Here is a 16605-nt window from a genome sequence, read left to right on the forward strand (position 1 = left end):
GGGCCGGGTACCTTTGCAGGTACCCGGCCCCTCTTTTGCGTTGGTGCCTTAGATTGCTGCTGCGCCCCGCTCGCCCGTGCGCACACGGACGGCTTCGTAGACGTCCACGGTCCAGACCTTGCCATCACCGGCACGGCCGGTATTGGAGGAAGCAATCAGGACATCGAGGATGTCGTCTGCCTGCTCGTCCGTGGCCAGGACCTCCACGCGGATCTTGGGAAGCAGGTCCACGTTGTACTCGGCCCCGCGGTACACCTCGGTGTAACCGCGCTGCCGGCCGTAGCCGCTGGCCGCGCTGACCGTCAGTCCCTGTACCCCGTATGCTTCTAGCCCCTCGCGGATGGCGTCGAGCTTCTCCGGGCGGACGATCGCCGTGATGAGTTTCATGCCTGGACACTCTCCTTGCCTGATACGGATGCTTCGTCAGCTGCTTCGGACGGTACCTTGCCCGTGATGAGGTCGTGAAGGGGCTGGAAGCTTCCGCCGTGGCCGCCGACGCCGAACTCGTATGCCGTTTCGGCGTGCAGGCTGAGGTCTGCACCGGCGATCTCCTGGCGTTCGGAGATGCGGAAGCCCATGAGCTTGTGGATCGGGTAGGCGATGATGAAGGTCATGACGCCGGTGAAGACGATCGAGCAAAGCGCCGCAAGGGACTGTGCAACCAGCTGGGTAGTACCGCCGCCGTAGAACAGGCCGGCTGCACCCTGGGTCGGGGTGGCGAGGAAGCCGATGGCCACCGTGCCGATGATGCCGGACACGAGGTGGACGCCGACGACATCCAGGGAGTCGTCGTAGCCGAGCTTGAACTTCAGGCCGACGGCGAGGGCCGAGGCAACGCCGGCTGCAACACCGAGGGCGATGGCGCCGAGCGGGGAAACGTTGGCACAAGCCGGGGTGATGGCAACCAGACCGGCGACGACACCCGAAGCAGCTCCGAGCGACGTGGGGTGGCCGTCACGGATGCGCTCCACGATAAGCCAGCCGAGCATGGCCGCTGCCGGAGCGGTCAGGGTGTTGATCCAGATGAGGCCCGCCTGCTCCACGGTTGCTGCCGCACCGGCGTTGAAGCCGAACCAGCCGAACCAGAGGATTGCCGCACCGAGCATGACCAGGGGCACGTTGTGCGGGCGGTGGTTCGGGTCCTTGCCGAAGCCCTTGCGGTTGCCGATGATCAGGACGAGGATCAGGCCGGCCACACCGGCGTTGATGTGCACCACGGTGCCACCGGCAAAGTCGATGACGGGGGCGAACGTCTGGCCGAACCAGCCGTCCTTGGAGAAGAGGCCGCCGCCCCACACCATGTAAGCCATGGGGGCGTAGACCAGGGTGGCCCAGATCGGGGTGAAGAGCGTCCAGGCGGAGAACTTGGCACGGTCCGCGATGGCACCGGAGATCAGGGCCACGGTGATGATCGCGAAGGTGGCCGCGTAGCCAACCTTCAGGAGGTCGGCGGGATCCGTGAAGTTGTGCAGACCGAAGTGGCTGAACGGGTTTGCGAAGAGCTGGAAGAAGTTGTCCGTGTTGCTCGTGGACATCGATGCGCCCCACAAGACCCAGACGATGGTCACTGTGCCGATGGCGATGAAACTCATCATCATCATGTTCAGGGCGGCCTTGGCACGGGTCATGCCGCCATAGAAGAATGCCAGGCCCGGGGTCATGAACAGCACGAAGGCTGACGCGACCAGGAGCCAAACGAGACCGGCGCTGAATTCCATGGTCTACGTCCTCTCTGCTCTTTGTTGCGGACTTTGCCGCCTGTCCCAACGCATTTGCGTTCTAGGTAAGAGTTTTGCGGGGCAGTGTTTCACCTGCGAAGGTTTTAGATTGCGGGGCTGTTACAAGAACTTCTCGAACGTAAATGGTGCATATCACCCTTGTTACGGATATGTTTCGTCAGTTCCACTTTCCCCGCGTTCCCGCTACCCAGAGGACCCCGACACCATGACCGCAAGCCCCGAAACCCCCGCCAATCAAGGAGCGAGGGCCGCGAAGGCTGCAATGCCACGGGATATCAAGGTGATGTTGGCGGCAGCGTTCCTGATTGCATTGGGTTTTGGCCTCGTCGCGCCCGTGCTCCCCCAGTTCGCCACGACTTTCGACGTCGGAGCAACGGCAGCCGCGGTGATCGTGAGCATTTTCGCCTTCATGCGCCTGGTGTTCGCTCCGGCCGGGGGTGCCCTGATGGGCCGCTTCGGCGAGCGTCCGGTCTACATTGCAGGTTTGCTGATTGTGGCGGCGTCGACGGCGGCCTGCGCTTTCGCCCAGAACTATTGGCAGCTGCTGGTCTTCCGGGGCCTTGGCGGAGCCGGTTCCGTGATGTTCACTGTTGCGGCGATGGGCCTGTTGATCAGGCTCGCGCCTCCGGAAAGCCGTGGACGGGTTTCCGGCGCGTACGCCTCCGCCTTCCTGGTGGGCAGCGTCCTGGGGCCCGTGGTGGGCGGGCTGCTGGCCGGCTTCGGCCTGCGCGTCCCGTTCCTTGCGTACGCGGGCGCACTGGTCCTGGCAGCGTTGGTGGTGCGCACTCAGCTCACCGGCAGTTCAAACACGGCAAAGAAAGGCGGCGCGGCGGGGCCGGCAATGCGCATGAAGGAGGCCCTGGGCGATTCTGCCTACCGGGCCGCCCTGTTCTCCAGTTTCAGCAACGGTTGGGCGACCTTCGGCGTGCGCATGGCTACCGTGCCCTTGTTCGCGGTGGCTGTGCTGGCGGGCGGATCGGCCTCGGCGGGTTGGGCGCTGGCCGTGTTTGCAGGGGGAAACGCGCTGGCGCTGACCTTCTCCGGCCGGATGGCTGACAGTTTCGGCCGCAAGCCCATGATGCTGTTGGGATTGTTCGTCACCGGCGTGGCCACCGCCAGCATCGGGTTGACCGGCAATCTTCCCGCGTTTTTCGCCGCGTCTGCCGCGGCAGGCTTCGGCTCCGGCCTGCTGAACCCGGCCCAGCAGGCCGCCGTCGGGGACATCATCGGTCGTGGCCGCTCCGGCGGCAAGGTGCTGGCAGTTTTCCAGATGGCCTCCGACGCCGGAGCCATCGTCGGCCCCGTCCTGGTCGGCCTGCTGGCCGATGGACTTGGCTACGGCTGGGCATTCGGCGCAACCGGAGGCATCCTCCTGCTCGCCGCCGTCGGCTGGTCCACGGCGCGCGAGCCGATGCAGCCCGGCCCCGAACGCATCGACACACCCAACTGACTCGCAGTTAATGTCGTTTTCAGGGCCGAAAACGACATCAACTGCGAGCTACTTGGGAGGATGCAGCTAGTTCAGCAGGGCGTCGACGAAGGCTTCGGCTTCGAACGGCGCAAGGTCGTCCGCGCCTTCGCCGAGGCCAACGAGCTTGACCGGCACACCGAGGGCCTTTTGGATCGCGACGACGATCCCGCCCTTCGCTGTGCCGTCGAGCTTCGTGAGCACGATTCCCGTGATGTTGACTACTTCGGAGAAGACCTTGGCCTGGTTGAGGCCGTTCTGGCCGGTGGTCGCGTCGAGTACCAGCAGGACTTCGTCCACCTCGGCCAGTTTCTCGATGACGCGCTTGACCTTGCTCAGCTCGTCCATGAGGCCGACCTTGTTTTGCAGGCGGCCCGCGGTGTCGATCATCACGACATCCACTTCCTGCTCAATGCCGGCCTTGACGGCTTCATAGGCGACAGAAGCCGGGTCTGCCCCGACGACGTGCGACCGGACGGTTGCGACTCCGACTCGCTGGCCCCACGTGGCAAGCTGTTCCGCAGCCGCTGCACGGAAGGTGTCTGCTGCGCCCAACAGGACGTCCTTGTCTTCGGCGACAAGAACCCGCGCCAGCTTGCCGACCGTTGTGGTCTTGCCGACCCCGTTGACGCCGACGACGATCATGATTGCCGGGTGGGCTCCCTTGCGGTCCACGTTCAGGCTGCGGTCCATCGTGGGGTCCACGAGTTTGATGAGTTCCTCGCGCAGGAGTGCCTTGACGTCCTCCGGGCTCCGGGTGCCTTGGACCTTTACGCGTGCACGCAAAGCATCAACCAACTGCATGGTGGGCTCGGTGCCGAGGTCGGCAAGAAGGAGTGTCTCTTCGACTTCGTCCCAGACATTTTCGTCGATCTTGTCGCTCGAAAGCAGGGCCAGGAGTCCCTTGCCGAGAATGCTGTTGGACTTGACCAATCGCGCCCGAAGCCGGTTGAGGCGGCCCTCGACAGGCGCAGGTGTCTCCACCTGGATGACTTCCAGTCCCGCGGCGTCGTCCTGAACGTCGGTCTCCGGTACGGCAAGGTCGGAGGGTTCGACGACGGGTCCGGGCGACGTGCGGTCCGGTGCGGTCCCGGGGGCCTCGTCGACGATCGTTCCGCCGCCTGCCGTCGCCCTGTCGACGGGATCGTTGGCGTCGCGCGTTCCAGCGTAAGTCGAGGAGGACTTCCGCGCCTTGAGCAGGACAGGAATCAGCCCTCCGACCACCACGATGGCAGCGACAATGGACAAAATAATGGGGAGGAGATCGTTCACTCCCCTAGCTTCTCACAAAGCTAGACCTCGGCACCGAGCCTCTGGCTGATGACAGTGGACACGCCGTCGCCCCGCATTGTCACTCCGTAGAGGGCGTCGGCAACTTCCATGGTCCGCTTCTGGTGCGTAATGACAATCAGCTGGCTGGACTCCCGCAGCTCTTCGAATATCGTGATGAGCCTGCCCAGATTCGTATCGTCCAGCGCGGCTTCGACTTCATCCATGACATAGAACGGCGAAGGCCGCGCCTTGAAAATCGCCACGAGCAACGCGACAGCCGTCAGCGACCGTTCGCCACCGGAAAGCAAGGACAACCGCTTGATCTTCTTGCCGGCAGGCCTTGCTTCCACTTCGATGCCGGTGGTCAGCATGTCATCGGGGTCTGTCAGCACCAATTTGCCCTCCCCGCCGGGGAAGAGCCGCGCAAAGACGTGGTCGAATTGCTTGGAGGTATCCGCGAAGGCCTCGGCAAAAACCTGCTGGACGCGGTTGTCCACTTCCTTGATGATGTCCAAAAGGTCCTTGCGGCTGGACTTGAGGTCTTCCAGCTGCGTGCTCAGGAATTGGTGGCGTTCCTCAAGTGCGGCAAATTCCTCGAGCGCCAGGGGGTTCACCTTGCCAAGGGCTGCGAGGTCGCGTTCGGCTTTGCGGAGCCGTTTCTCCTGCTCGGCGCGGACAAAGGGAACACCCTCGACAATGGTGTTTCCGTCCTCGTCCACCGGTGCGCGGAGTTCCGCCCATTTGTCCACGGTAGCGGCGGGCACGGGAACGGGCCGCTCCGGACCGAAGTCGGCCACGAGTTGTTCAGCTGACAGGCCGAGCTCCTCGATGGCGCGGGTTTCCAACGCTTCGATCCTGAGCCTTTGCTGGGCCCGGGCGAGTTCGTCGCGGTGGACGGAATCCGTCAGTCCCGCCAGCTCCAGGGCCAATGCCTCGTTACTGCTCCGGACCTCGCCGAGTTCCTTTTCGCGCTGCTCCCGGACGGCTTCGGCAAGGTCACGGGCGCGGGCGGCCAGGTCCACTGACACGTCAACGAAACGCACAGCCTGTTCGACGGCGGAAGCGACGGCGGAGGCCCGCTCGGCTTGGGCTTTGCGGCGCATGGCCCGGCGCGCCGCTTCCTCGCGTGCCCGCCGTTCGCTCGCGGCAGCCCGTTCGAGGGATACCGCCCGGTTGCTGGTTGCGGCGAGTTGTTCCTCGGCACTGCGCAAGCCCAGCCTGGCCTCCATCTCACGGGACCGGGCTTCGCTGGCGGCCCTGGCCAAGGCATCGCGGTGCTCCGTGGAAGGCTCTTCTTCCTGGGGGGCTTCTTCTGCCGCGGCCAGCCGTTCCGCCGCAAGCTCAAGGGATTCCTGTGCCACGGCGATGTTCAGTTCGGCCTTGGCCAGGGACTCCGCCATTCGATCGCGTTCCGCGACGGCGCTGCGCAACTGTGAATTCAGGTGGCCAAGCCTTTCCGCGACGGCAGCCAGGCGGGCATCCGAGTCGTGGAGTTTGTCCAGCGCCGCGTTCGCCCGTTCCTGGGCATCGGCCCGGCGCGCTTCGGCTCCAGCCAGGGCAAACTTTCCCCGCTCAAGACTGGCGGTGAGTGCCTGGAGCCGGGTGTCGGCGTCGTCCACTGCCGCTTGGACCTCAAGGAGCGACGGTGCCGTGGCCGATCCACCCTCCACCGTCAGGGCCCTGAAGACGTCGCCCTCGCGGGTCACCGCAGTGAGCGTCGGGTTGCCGGCAATGAGGCTCGCCGCGGCGTGCAAGTCCTCGACGACGGCGGTGGACGCGAGGATTGTCCTTGCGCCGCTCGCTTCGGGAGCGTCAGCCGCCACCAGCTCGGCGGCCCAGCGCGCGCCGTCAGGCAGCATCGGCAATTCCTGCGGGCCAAGCTCCGGGCCCGCTGAGGATACCCCGCCTGCCACCAAAAGCGAGGCGCGTCCGGCGTCGGCGTCCTTCAACAGTTGCATCGCGGCGACGGCCCCGGCGCTGTCCGCCACCACGACGGCGTCGGAGGCACTCCCAAGTGCCGCGGCCACGGCAGTCTCATACCCGGGCTCCACCGTCAGGAAGGAAGCCAGCGAACCGAGCACTCCGGGGTGGTCCGAGGACAGAAGCCGCGACGAACCATCCTTGCGGTTGAGTCCAAGCTGCAAGGCGTCGCGGCGGGCGGTAAGTGCATCGCGTTCGCGGACTTCATCGCGTTCGGCAGCTTTCAGCGCTTCGATTTCGGCGTTGATCCCGTCAAGAAGCGCGCAGGCTTCCTCGTATTCGGCGTCGAGGCTTTCTTCGCCGTCTTCGACGCCGGCCACTTGTGACTCAAGGGCCGTAAACTCACTTTGTGCGTGCCGGCGGCGCTCCTCGCCAGCGGTCAGCGATTCCCTGAGCCTGTCCCGCTCAGCCTCGGCCGCCTCAGCCCGGGAGCGTGCGGCAGCCAATTGACCTACGAGTTTCGCGAGGCCCTCACGGCGATCGGCTGCCGCCCGCAACACGGCCGTCAGGCGTTTGTCCTCGGCCGCGGCCAGGTTCTCGGCTTCCTGTCTGGCCGCCGTGGACTCCAGTAGCGCGGCTTGCTTCGCCAGGACGTCGTGCTCAAGCTCCGTCTGTTCCTGCCGGACGCGCGCGGCCTGCCGGTCCAGGTGGTCCGGGTCCCGGCCTGAATCCGGGGCGGCATCCGAGGCGCCGAGGAGGCGGCGGCGCTCGGTGGCGAGCGATCCCAGGGCGCGCAGCCGGTCCCTGGTGGCCGACAGCTGGTACCAGTTGTCCCTGGCCGCATTGAGCCTGGGTGTGGCCTCGGCGGCGAGTTGCTCAAGACGGATCTGCCGTTGACGGCCTGCGCCGAGCTCCGCTTCAACTACCTCGCGGCGCTCTTTCAACGCGGCCTCGTCGGCGACGTCCTTCTGCAACGCACTGGTGAGCTGGACGAGATCATCGGCCAACAGCCTGGACTTGGCGTCACGGACGTCGAACTGCACGGTCTGGGCGCGACGGGCCACTTCGGCCTGTTTGCCCAGCGGCGTGAGTTGACGGCGGATTTCCGCCGTCAGGTCGCCAAGGCGTTGCAGGTTCGCCTGCATGGCTTCCAGCTTGCGGACGGTCTTTTCCTTGCGACGCCGGTGCTTGAGGATGCCTGCCGCTTCTTCAATGAATCCCCGGCGGTCTTCGGGGGTCGCATGCAGGACACGGTCCAACTGCCCCTGCCCCACGATCACATGCATCTCCCGGCCAAGGCCTGAATCCGAGAGCAATTCCTGGATGTCCAGGAGGCGGCATGGCGAGCCGTTGATGGCATACTCGGATCCGCCGGTCCGGAAAAGCGTGCGGGAAATGGTGACTTCGCTGTATTCAATCGGCAGGGCGCCGTCGGCGTTGTCGATGGTCAAGGCAACGTGGGCGCGGCCCAGAGGGGGCCGCCCCGATGTGCCGGCGAAGATGACGTCTTCCATTTTGCCGCCGCGCAGGGTCTTTGCACCTTGTTCGCCCATGACCCAGGCGAGCGCGTCAACCACATTGGACTTGCCCGAACCGTTGGGGCCGACAACTGCGGTGACGCCCGGCTCGAAGTCGAACGTCGTGGCCGACGCGAACGACTTGAATCCCCGGACAGTCAAACTTTTCAGATGCAAGGTGTTTCGGTTCTCTTTCAATGGCGGCAGCGGCTGCTTTACGGCCTAAATCTACCGCTCTCCCGCCGAATGGCCCGGATTGGCTGCGGCCGGGCGCACTACCGGACAACTGAAGGAGACCATGCGTGCTCAATGAAGAGGGCAGGCGGCGCGGACGGGTCGGTCCTGATCGACCAGATGTCGCTGTCGGCTTCAGAGCCGTTACGCGGCAGACCGTACAGGAGGGTGGAGTTATCCAGCCATTCAATCTGGTCATCGATGCTCTGCTGCTCGGACAGCACGGTCTCCTTGCCGCTTGCGAGGTCCAGGACGGCGATATGGCGGTGGCCGGTCAGGGACCCGTTGTCACTCTTCTTATAGGCGATGCGGGTGCCGTCCGGGGATACGGAGGGGCATTCGCTCCCCGAGCGGACCACAGTGAGCGTCCGCCCGGCGATGCTGCCCTTTACCAGCCAGATTTTGCCCTGGGAGGAGGCCGTTGCATAGAAAACATCGGGCTGCCCGGGAACGAAGGTGACGCCCCAGATGTTCCTGTCGGTGGCCTTGATCCTGTTTCCGTCCAGGATCAAGGCGAAGCCTTCGAGGTTTCCGCTGACCGGCCCGGACCGGTCCCGGATGACGGTTTCCGTTGAGAATCCGGCTGCCGAGTATGAGTGGCCGGACACGAAAACGGTGGAGGCCAGCAGCGAACCGTCGGCATTGGTCCGCGCCCTGCTGGGGATGCCTGGAAGAGGCCAGCTGGCCGTCTGCTTCCAGCGGCTGTCGTACACCGTGGCCTGGAAGTTTGTAGCCAGCTCGTGTTTCGTCTGCAGGCAGAACGCCATCTCGGCAGTGCCATAGACCCGGTCACAGGCTATTCCGCCCAGTGCCCGCGGGCCACCCGGATCCGTCAAAAGTACCGTCGCCGCCTCGCCGAAGCCCTGGCCCGGGGCAGTGTTGCGGAAGAGAACGAATGGTGCCGCCGGCAACGCCTCGGACGTGGTGACTTCGACAGGCGGCGGCGCGGCTTGGCTCTCCTTGGCACCCTGGAATTCCAGCGCCGCATATATTCCAGCCGCCGAGATGGCCGTCACTGTGATGACAAGCAGCGTTATGAGGCGCTGCTTGCTGATCATCAACCGTTGCCCGCCTGATTCGCCGGTCCGTTCATGGGTGGCGGGCGGGATTGCCGCTCGCCGCGTTGCAGCCGTCTTCCGGCTGCGCGACGTCATGCGAGGGCCGCCGGTTTCCGCGACGTGCCCATGAGCACGGCCGTGGCTGCCAGCACCGCAGCCAACACGACGGCGGCTGTCAGCATGGCAGCCGACGCTCCGATGGCGAACCAGAGGATCCCGAAACCCGCTGAGGCCGCCATCCGGCACAGAGCGACGACGGTCTGGGCTGCGCCGATGCTGGTGGCCACCTTCTCCGGCCTGACCAAGCGGCTGGCGAGCGCTGCCAGCACGCCATCGGTGGCGGCGTAGAACAGCCCCAACAGCATCAGGCAAGCCGCCGTAGCACCGATCCCTGCAAAGGGGGCCGCAGCCAGCACGTAGCAGGCCAGCAGGGCAAGGTGGCCGCCGAGGAACACCCGGACCCGGCCCCAGCGATCTGCAAGCCGCCCCACCGGAACCGCCAGGACGAGGTAGAAGATATTCGTTCCCACATAGAGGAGCGGGAACCATTGCACGGCGAACGAGTCCCGGTCCTGCAGGACCAGGTAGATAAAGCCGTCCCCCACAGTCAGCAGGGCCAACAGCCCGGCCGTCACGAGCAGCCTCGTGAGTCCGGGTTCCTTCAGGTGCCTCCATCCAAAGGCAGGACGCGCGCCTGTCCGCGCCTCTGCCGCGCGCGGCATCCTCCGGTCCGGCACCACCAGGACCAACACGGCTACGCCGATCACGGCGAACGCCAGTGACACAACGAAGACCGTGCCGAACCCGTTCGGGATCAGGAGGAGGACCAGGAACGCCAGCAACGGCCCCGTTGCAGCGCCGATGGTGTCCAGCATCCGGTGCACGCCGAAAGATTTGGCCAGATGTTCCGGCTGGGCTTCAGCCGAGATCAGGGCATCACGCGGCGCCGTGCGGATGCCCTTGCCGATGCGGTCACCGGCGACGACCCCGATGAGCGACCAAAATCCGCCGACGAACAAGAGCCCGACCCGTGCCAGCATGGACAGCCCATAGCCGGCCACGGCCACCCGCTTCGGGTGCCCGGTGCGGTCGGATGCCCAGCCGGCAGCAATTCGCACAATGGCGCTGGCGCCCTGGTTGAGCCCGTCAATGAACCCGTAAGCGATGGTGGACAGGCCTAGGAAACCCGTGACATACAGCGGGAGGATGGCCGAGACGGACTCGGAGGAAATATCCGTGGCCATGCTGACGATTCCGAGCCAGAGGATGACAGGCGACAACCTGAAAGCGACCCCCGGACCGGCCGGCAGTTCCGCGCCTGCTGGGGCCGGGTCCGTTTTGCCGCCGGCGCGGTCAGCCATCGAGATGTACACAGGCCGCCCGTTCCCTCGTCTCCTAACCCGTGGCGTCCGGCGATCCCGGCAGCCGTGGCTTCCATGGCGGCAGTCTGTCACCGGGCGGGAGGAATTGAGTAGCGTAGTACTACCTGTTTTACGTGCCCGTCCGGGGTTTCCGGGCTGCTACCAGCGGCCGTTGCGCGGCTTCGGCTGGCAGATGGGGCAACTGTACGAGGAGCGGTTCATGAATTGTTCGCGTTTGATCACACCCGGAAGTCCAACAGCGGAACAACGCCTGCACGGCTCGCCCGCCCGGCCATAGGCATCCAAGGACCGGGCAAAGTACCCCGAATCTCCGTTGACATTGACGTAAAGCGAATCAAAGCTCGTCCCGCCGGCGGCGAGGGCGTCGCTCATGACTTCCTTCGCGGCGTCGATCACCCTTAGCGCATCGGCCCGCTTTAGGGTGTCTGTCGGCCTGGCATAGTGGAGCCTGGCCCGCCAGAGGGCTTCATCGGCGTAGATGTTGCCGATCCCGGAGATGACACCTTGATCCAACAGGGCACGCTTGAGCCCTGTTTTCCGGGCTTTGACCCTGCGGTAGAACTCGTCAAAGGAAAAGTGCGGATCCAGCGGATCGCGGGCGATGTGCGAGGCTTCCTCGGCAATTTCCGGAAGGGGCGTCTCGCCCTGGCCGCCCGGACCGCCGTCGGACGTCGGTACGAGGGACGTCACAAACAGTCCGCCGAAGATCCGTTGGTCCACAAAGCGCAGCTCCCCGGGCATGCCGTCGGAACTGCTGAGGCGGAGACGGACTTTGAGGTGCTTCTCATCGGGAACCCAGGGCTCCTGCATGAGGAGCTGTCCGCTCATGCCCAGGTGCGCCATCAGGGCGACGCCGGGCATCGCCTCGCCGGTGCCGCCCGGCCCGCGGGGTTCCTCGGTGCGCAGGGGCATCCACAGGAACTTACCCCGGCGGACGACATCCAGAACCGTGGAGTTCTCAAGGTTGCCGATAAAATCTTCCGCGCCCAACGAGTGGCGGCGGATGGAACGGGGGTCAAGGACTTCCACGGACATAATGGTCCGGCCGCGCACCCAACGTGCCAGGCCGCGACGGACCACTTCGACTTCGGGCAGTTCCGGCATGTGGAGTCAGGCGCTGTGCGCAGGATCAGCCGGGGAGTCGGCCCTGCTGTTCAGTGTGACCTTGCTGTTCAGTGTGACTTTGCTGTTAAGGGTGCGCCACGCATCCGCGGCGGCTTCCTGCTCGGCTTCCTTTTTGGAGTGGCCCGTGCCTTTGCCGTAAGCGGTGCCCCCGATCTGGAGCACTGCCTCAAAGCTGCGCGCGTGGTCCGGACCGGAGCCTTCGACAGCATAGTAGATGGACCCGAGCTGCCGGCTCGCGGCAAGCTCCTGCATGCTGGTCTTCCAGTCGGTGCCGGCCCCGAGGGCTGCGGCGTCCTTCAGCAAGGGACCAACGAGCCGCATGACGAGCTGCCGCGCGGTCTCAATGTCGTTGGAAAGATACGTGGCACCGATGAGCGCTTCCATGGTGTCCGCAAGAATTGAAGACTTGTTCTTGCCGTCGGTGAGCCTTTCGCCCTGCCCGAGGTAGATGAATTCGCCGATGCCCAGGTCCCTGCCGATACCCGCCAAGGCGCGGGTGCTGACGACGGCGGAGCGTCGCTTCGCGAGTTCGCCTTCCGGCAGTTCCGGGTTGTCGCGGTAGAGCGAATCAGTCACGGAGAAGCCCAGGATGGAGTCGCCCAGGAATTCGAGGCGCTCATTGGTGGGAATCCCGCCGTTTTCATACGCGTATGAACGATGTGTCAGAGCAAGACGAAGCGTCTCGGCGTCAATGGAGACACCGAGACGCTTCAGAAGCTCTTCAGTTGAAGACATCCTTTGTCAGCCTTGTGGCGGATTTAGACGTCTGCGACCTTGCGGCCCTTGTATTCAAGGAACAGCGCAGTCCCGGCAGAGTCAGTGACGACCTTTGCCTGGTGCGGCAGGCTGTAAACAACCTGTCCGTTTTCGATGGTCTTGACCAAGTTGGGGGCAGTTGCCTTCCACTGGGCACGGCGGGCGCGTGTATTTGCGCGAGACATTTTCCGCTTGGGAACAGCCACGGCTATCTCATTTCTCTTTTAGTCAACACTTACTAATCAGTTTGCCGGTCGGTCTTAGCCAGTTCAGCTAGGGCAGCCCAGCGAGGATCCAGGTCCTCGTGGTGGTGCCCCGGCTCGTCTTCCAGACGCACTCCGCATATTGAGCAAAGGCCCTGGCAGTCTTCCCGGCACACCGGCTGGAACGGCAGCGTGGTTACAACCGCGTCCCGCAACACCGGTTCAAGATCGATTAGATCGTGCTCGACTCGACGTTGCTCTTCATCGTCTTCTTCGTCCGAAAGCTCGACGCCCTCATAGAAGAAAAGTTCTTGCACATTGACCTCAAGGTCATACGCAAGGGGATCCAGGCATCGTCCGCATTCGCCCTTGACTTCAGCGAACACGGTTCCAGATACCAGAATTCCTTCGTGTACGGCCTCAAGCCTCAGGTCGAGCTCGATATCCGAGCCTTCCTGAACGCCAATGAGTGCCACGCCAAGGTCACTTGGCGCGGGTACATGTTCCGTGAGCGTCCGCATGCTGCCTGGACTACGTCCGAGGTCCTTGACGTCCAGCGTCAAAGGCGAACTTGCATCTCGCTTAATGAGAACTCCTGTAGAACATATGACCGACGTACCATCTTAGCCTGAACGCGCGAGCTGACTCAAACCGGGTCAATTACAACGCGTTCTGCCCGAGGTACCGATCCAGCTTACCCGTTGCGGGACTGCTCCGCCGCCGACCCGCCAGCGAGGAGCCTCTTGAGCACCGATTTAGGCACGAAATCGGAGACGTCGCCGCCGAGGAGGAAGATTTCCTTGATGAGCGTGGAGGACAAATGCAGGTAATGGGCCTCCGCCGGAAGAAAGACGGTCTCGACGCCGGACAATTGGCGGTTCATGGTGGCCATCGGAAGTTCGTAGTCAAAATCCGAGGACGAGCGCAGGCCCTTGACGATCGCCGAAATTCCCCGGTGCCTGCAGTATTCGGCCAGCAGTCCCTCGCCCATGGGCTCCACGATGATGCCCCGCAAGGAAGCAAGGGTCTGCCGGGCCATGTCCATGCGTTCTTCGAGGCTGAAGCGGTACTTCTTCGCGTAGTTGGTGGACACCGCGACGACGACTTCATCGAACAGGCCGGCGGCCCTGGCGATGACTTCCAGATGTCCGTTGTGGATAGGGTCGAAGGAGCCAGGGCACACTGCGCGTCTCATGGTTCGAACCTACCGCATCCCGGGCGGCGGGCACTATGGCGTTACCATGGCTGAAACGGCGGGCCGGACGAGCCGGAAGCCAGCACCCCAGGAAGGCAGCCCCACAGTGACTAGCCCGGCCTCTCTCAGCGAGAACACGACCGTTGCCCCTTGGCAACGAGCCGCCAGCGGAGCAAACCTGCTTTCGGCCGACGGCAGCCTCGGAGTGACCATCTTCGAAGAGATGACCACCTTGGCAATATCCACCGGCGCCATCAATCTGGGCCAGGGGTTTCCGGACGAGGACGGGCCGTCGGAAATCAAGGCAGCCGCGCAGGCAGCCATTACGGCGGGAGCCAACCAGTACGCACCGGGCAAAGGCATCCCTGAACTCCGCGAAGCCATTGCCACACACCAGGAACGCTTCTATGGACTGACCCCGGACCCGCAGACCGAGGTCATTGTGACCACCGGGGCCACTGAAGCCATCGCGGCCTCATTGCTCGCATTCATCGAACCCGGCGACGAGGTGCTGACCTTCGAGCCCTTCTATGACTCCTACGGAGCCATCATCGGACTTGCCGGCGCCAAGCATGTGACCGCTCCCCTGTTGGCACCGGACTTCCTCCCGGACGTGGATGCCATGGAGTCGGCATTCAGTGAGCGCACCAAGGTTGTGCTCCTCAACAACCCGCACAATCCCACGGGTGCGGTCTTCCCGCGCGAGGTGCTCGAACGCGTCGTCGAGCTCGCCCGGAAATACGATGCCGTGATCCTCAGCGATGAAGTCTACGAGCACCTCACCTTCGGTGTGCAGCACCTTCCGGTCGCCAGCATCCCCGGAGCGGCCGAACGGACTGTCACGATTTCCTCGGCGGGCAAGACGTTCTCGTTCACGGGCTGGAAGATCGGCTGGCTCAGTGGACCGGCCCGCCTTGTGGCGGCGATCCGCACCGTCAAACAATTCCTCAGCTACAGTTCCGGCACCCCTTTCCAAAGTGCGATCACCGTAGGACTTGCCCTGCCTGATGAGTTCTACACCGGCATTGCGTCCACCCTCCAGCACAAACGGGACATCCTGGCCGAGGGACTGCAGGCCGCAGGCTTCGGCGTCTACACGCCGCAAGGAACATACTTCATCAACGTCGACACGGCGCCCCTCGGCATCAGCGATTCCGTTGACTTGGCACGGAGGCTGCCGGGGCTCGTTGGAGTGGCCGCCATCCCTGTTCCCGTGTTTTGCCACCCGGAGGGCGCGGAGAGGACGCGGAGCCTTCTCCGATTCGCGTTCTGCAAGAAGACCGAAGTATTGGAGGAAGCTGCCGCCAGGCTGGCCACCTTGAGGGACAAGCTCTGACTGTGTCGACCGGGCAAAATCACGAGGGACGGCGTTTCCTTCGGACCACCGGCCAACATGCCGCGATCGAAGCCGACACGCTGATTGACGGCGCCTACATCATGCGCATCGGCGACGCCGAGCAATCCCACGTCAATCTCGCGCATCCCGCGGAAATCTTCTACGAGTACCTGCGCAGGATCGGCAACGTGGTGGATCTGCTCGCGCCAGGCGGGCAAGCCATCACTGCCCTGCATCTCGGCGCCGGGGCCTTGACCCTGGCCCGCTACATCGAGGCGACGAGGCCCGGTTCGGAACAGCACGCCGTCGAACTCGAACGTGAATTGCTCGACTTCGTGCTGCAGAAGTTGCCCATGCCGGACGGCACCCGCTTGGAGACGCATATCGGCGACGCACGCGAAACCCTCGCCGGGCTGCCCGCGGAACTCACGTTCGACGTCGTGATCCTGGACATCTTCTCCGGTCCCGAGGCTCCGGCCCATATTGCCTGCCAGGAGTTCTACGAAGAGGCCGCGGCGCGGCTCCGGCCCGACGGGGTGCTCATCGTCAATGTCGGAGACGAGGCCGCCCTGACCCTGGTGCGCAGCCAGGTCGCCGCGATGCGTCGGGCGATGCCCGACGTCGCGGCCTTCGCCGAGGCCGGCATGTTCGCCGGCCGGTACCCCGGCAACATCATCCTGGTGGGGACGCGCCGGCCGTGGCCGGCCGGTTGGACGGCGGAACTCCTCGCCCGCGGGCCGCACCCCGCGGCGGTGCTGAGCGGAGTGGAGCTGGACCGGCTATCGGGCTAGCGCCGACTATCTGCTAGCGCCGGATCTCCCGCGAGGGATCCGTTAGACGGGTTCGGCGAACCAGAGCTTGGTTTCGCCGTACTTCTTGTCGGCAAACCGTTCGAGGGTGTCCGGCCAGTCCGGTTCCGGGGACCGCGAGGAACGCTCGACGACGACCACCGCGCCTTCATCCAGGTGGAAGGCGAGCTTGGCGAGGACAGCCTTGAGGGAAGGCTCATCCAAAGGATAGGGCGGATCGAGGAACACCAGGTCCCAGAGGACGTCATCCGCCGCGCGTTCCAGGAAGGACTCCACTTTCGAACGGCGGACGGCGACAATCCTGCGTCCCAGCACCTCGTTGGCCATGTCCGCGTTTCGCTGGCAGACCTCGGAGGCGCGTGCGTCGGATTCTACGAGTTCGGCCGAGCGCGCGCCCCGGCTGGCACTTTCGATGCCGAGCGATCCCGAACCCGCATAAAGATCCAGGACCCGGGCATCGTCGATGGCGTCGAGGGCCTCAAGGCGCGAGAACAAGGCCTCCTTGACGCGGTCCGTCGTGGGCCTGGTGGCGATTCCCGGGACGCTGACCAGCGGATTGCCGCCGACCACGCCGGCAATGACCCGGCTCAC

Annotated in this window: 15 protein-coding genes; 3 read left to right on the top strand and 12 right to left on the bottom strand. The window is 64.5% G+C overall.

The genetic code is table 11. The annotated features are described in order from the left end of the window. Nucleotides 1-48: 48 nt before the first annotated feature. On the bottom strand, nt 49-387 hold the full coding sequence (locus AB0323_RS01035) for a P-II family nitrogen regulator (protein WP_028264639.1): 339 nt from the start codon (nt 385-387) through the stop codon (nt 49-51). After that, the gene (locus AB0323_RS01040) at nt 384-1718 is read right to left on the bottom strand and encodes an ammonium transporter (protein WP_364537982.1); all 1335 of its coding nucleotides are present in this window, start codon (nt 1716-1718) and stop codon (nt 384-386) included. The genes AB0323_RS01035 and AB0323_RS01040 overlap by 4 nt, the downstream gene beginning before the upstream one ends. A gap of 226 nt (nt 1719-1944) precedes the next feature. On the opposite strand from AB0323_RS01040, the gene AB0323_RS01045 reads away from it, so the two are divergent. Next, nucleotides 1945-3189, top strand: coding sequence for an MFS transporter (locus tag AB0323_RS01045; RefSeq protein ID WP_366175738.1), 1245 nt, complete (start codon nt 1945-1947; stop codon nt 3187-3189). A 66-nt stretch (nt 3190-3255) separates the two neighbouring features. Here AB0323_RS01045 and ftsY read toward each other — a convergent pair whose 3' ends face one another. The 9 genes from ftsY to coaD form a co-directional block, all read right to left on the bottom strand. After that, nucleotides 3256-4479 carry a signal recognition particle-docking protein FtsY gene (ftsY, locus tag AB0323_RS01050; RefSeq protein WP_366175739.1) on the bottom strand — a complete coding sequence of 408 codons (1224 nt, stop codon included), beginning with the start codon at nt 4477-4479 and terminating at the stop codon, nt 3256-3258. A gap of 20 nt (nt 4480-4499) precedes the next feature. After that, on the bottom strand, nt 4500-8093 hold the full coding sequence (gene smc, locus AB0323_RS01055; protein WP_366175740.1) for a chromosome segregation protein SMC: 3594 nt from the start codon (nt 8091-8093) through the stop codon (nt 4500-4502). 98 nt (nt 8094-8191) lie between these two features. Further along, nucleotides 8192-9208, bottom strand: coding sequence for a hypothetical protein (locus AB0323_RS01060; protein ID WP_366175741.1), 1017 nt, complete (start codon nt 9206-9208; stop codon nt 8192-8194). Nucleotides 9209-9300: 92 nt separating this feature from the next. Further along, nucleotides 9301-10581 carry an MFS transporter gene (locus AB0323_RS01065; RefSeq protein WP_366175742.1) on the bottom strand — a complete coding sequence of 427 codons (1281 nt, stop codon included), beginning with the start codon at nt 10579-10581 and terminating at the stop codon, nt 9301-9303. A 147-nt stretch (nt 10582-10728) separates the two neighbouring features. Next, nucleotides 10729-11694 carry a bifunctional DNA-formamidopyrimidine glycosylase/DNA-(apurinic or apyrimidinic site) lyase gene (mutM, locus tag AB0323_RS01070; RefSeq protein WP_366175743.1) on the bottom strand — a complete coding sequence of 322 codons (966 nt, stop codon included), beginning with the start codon at nt 11692-11694 and terminating at the stop codon, nt 10729-10731. Between the two features lie 6 nt (nt 11695-11700). Next, entirely contained in the window at nt 11701-12450 is a 750-nt protein-coding gene (gene rnc / locus AB0323_RS01075) for a ribonuclease III (protein WP_364537994.1), read from the bottom strand. Between the two features lie 23 nt (nt 12451-12473). Then, entirely contained in the window at nt 12474-12677 is a 204-nt protein-coding gene (rpmF, locus tag AB0323_RS01080; RefSeq protein WP_028264646.1) for a 50S ribosomal protein L32, read from the bottom strand. A gap of 32 nt (nt 12678-12709) precedes the next feature. Continuing rightward, the gene (locus tag AB0323_RS01085) at nt 12710-13237 is read right to left on the bottom strand and encodes a DUF177 domain-containing protein (protein WP_366175744.1); all 528 of its coding nucleotides are present in this window, start codon (nt 13235-13237) and stop codon (nt 12710-12712) included. A 131-nt stretch (nt 13238-13368) separates the two neighbouring features. Beyond that, nucleotides 13369-13869: a pantetheine-phosphate adenylyltransferase gene (coaD, locus tag AB0323_RS01090; protein ID WP_364537998.1), complete on the bottom strand. Its 501-nt coding sequence runs from the start codon at nt 13867-13869 to the stop codon at nt 13369-13371. 46 nt (nt 13870-13915) lie between these two features. On the opposite strand from coaD, the gene AB0323_RS01095 reads away from it, so the two are divergent. Further along, entirely contained in the window at nt 13916-15205 is a 1290-nt protein-coding gene (locus tag AB0323_RS01095; protein WP_366175745.1) for an aminotransferase class I/II-fold pyridoxal phosphate-dependent enzyme, read from the top strand. A 2-nt stretch (nt 15206-15207) separates the two neighbouring features. Then, a complete protein-coding gene (locus AB0323_RS01100; protein WP_366175746.1) occupies nt 15208-15996 on the top strand; it encodes a fused MFS/spermidine synthase in 789 nt (262 codons plus the stop codon). Between the two features lie 42 nt (nt 15997-16038). On the opposite strand, the gene rsmD is transcribed toward AB0323_RS01100, so the two are convergent. Beyond that, the gene (rsmD, locus tag AB0323_RS01105; protein WP_366175747.1) at nt 16039-16605 is read right to left on the bottom strand and encodes a 16S rRNA (guanine(966)-N(2))-methyltransferase RsmD; all 567 of its coding nucleotides are present in this window, start codon (nt 16603-16605) and stop codon (nt 16039-16041) included.

Source organism: Arthrobacter sp. NPDC080031 (assembly GCF_040702485.1).
GTDB lineage: Bacteria > Actinomycetota > Actinomycetes > Actinomycetales > Micrococcaceae > Arthrobacter.

Excerpts from the sequence above, each read along its gene's own strand:
- AB0323_RS01035 (WP_028264639.1), bottom strand. The coding sequence starts at position 387 with ATGAAACTCATCACGGCGATCGTCCGCCCGGAGAAGCTCGACGCCATC.
- AB0323_RS01040 (WP_364537982.1), bottom strand. The coding sequence starts at position 1,718 with ATGGAATTCAGCGCCGGTCTCGTTTGGCTCCTGGTCGCGTCAGCCTTC.
- AB0323_RS01045 (WP_366175738.1), top strand. The coding sequence starts at position 1,945 with ATGACCGCAAGCCCCGAAACCCCCGCCAATCAAGGAGCGAGGGCCGCG.
- AB0323_RS01060 (WP_366175741.1), bottom strand. The coding sequence starts at position 9,208 with ATGATCAGCAAGCAGCGCCTCATAACGCTGCTTGTCATCACAGTGACG.
- mutM (WP_366175743.1), bottom strand. The coding sequence starts at position 11,694 with ATGCCGGAACTGCCCGAAGTCGAAGTGGTCCGTCGCGGCCTGGCACGT.
- rnc (WP_364537994.1), bottom strand. The coding sequence starts at position 12,450 with ATGTCTTCAACTGAAGAGCTTCTGAAGCGTCTCGGTGTCTCCATTGAC.
- coaD (WP_364537998.1), bottom strand. The coding sequence starts at position 13,869 with ATGAGACGCGCAGTGTGCCCTGGCTCCTTCGACCCTATCCACAACGGA.
- AB0323_RS01095 (WP_366175745.1), top strand. The coding sequence starts at position 13,916 with ATGGCTGAAACGGCGGGCCGGACGAGCCGGAAGCCAGCACCCCAGGAA.